The sequence below is a fragment of the Polaromonas sp. P3_C2 genome (assembly GCF_056402675.1).
In genome coordinates this window covers 1-1,025 of record NZ_JBFUGX010001023.1, presented here as the reverse complement: position 1 = coordinate 1,025, position 1,025 = coordinate 1, and the positions used below count along the sequence as shown (strand labels likewise).

Here is a 1,025-nt window from a genome sequence, read left to right as displayed (position 1 = left end):
GATCAGGGTTGTCCTGGCCGTCGCAATCTTCACTGGAGGCCTTGGGCTGATCGCCATGAGCCTGGCTACCTCTTTGTTCGGTGTCATCGGAGTGGTGATCGGGATTGCCTGCTTGCCCATAGCGCTCTACTTTCTTGTCGCCGGCAAATACAATCCGCACGATGTGCCTTGAGTACTCTAAAAAGGGCACTGAACCCTTCTATCGGGAGGTGCTGATCGGAAAACCGGTCAGCACGGCCCTTCCAAAGCGTTAAGCTGTGCACGTGACGGCAATTCCACTCTTGCTATCTGACGCGGACCACAGGCTTAATACGCGGAAAGCATCACACACAACACCATGCGTTCACTTTTAGCCCTGCTTGCGTTTGTCATCACCTCAACACTCGCCACGGCTGCAGAGCCCAGCAAGGTCAGGACTAGCTCGTTTGTACTTCTTGCTGAATCAAGGCTTCCCGATGCAGCGGCCTTTCGTGCACAGCTTGAGGTGCGGCTCAAGGGAAGGGTCAAGATTGATGACATGGAAACAGACGGCCAAAAGGTCATTCTTCTTCGATCGCGGGGTGGCACCGTGATGATTGGGCTGATCGATGCGCCCCTGCCAAAAGGCCAGATTGACGACTTGTGCCAAGGCGCCTGGTACTGGAGGAGGGCCTGCGAAGAGACTGCCCGGCACAAAGCCCATGTCTACGTCAGTATTCTGGACACGAATCTCGATCAGCTGGACGCTTATCTCTTGCAGACCGATGTGGTGGCCACGCTGATGGACCAGAATGCCATCGCAAGCTATTGGGGCGCGAGCCTGCAGTCCCGAGAAGCGTTCCTGAAACAGAGCGGGCAGGCCAGTCGTGCGGGGCCGCCCGTTTGGCTCTGGACTAACTTTCGTATCTCAACCGATGTGGAGAAGGGGTTCTCGCTGTCCACACAAGGAATGGAGAAGTTTGACCTGCGGGAGATCGAAGCCAAGGACGTGAACCGAAATGGCCTGGAAGTTTTCTCCCTGCTCATGAACATGGCCCAGTATCTCG

At 55.9% G+C, this 1,025-nt stretch carries 1 protein-coding gene; it reads left to right on the top strand.

Annotated features, from left to right (window positions below; genetic code table 11):
- Window positions 1-337: 337 nt before the first annotated feature.
- Window positions 338-1,025: DUF4261 domain-containing protein (locus tag AC1DWI_RS24300; RefSeq protein ID WP_477726062.1), on the top strand; the 688-nt coding region annotated here is incomplete at its 3' end.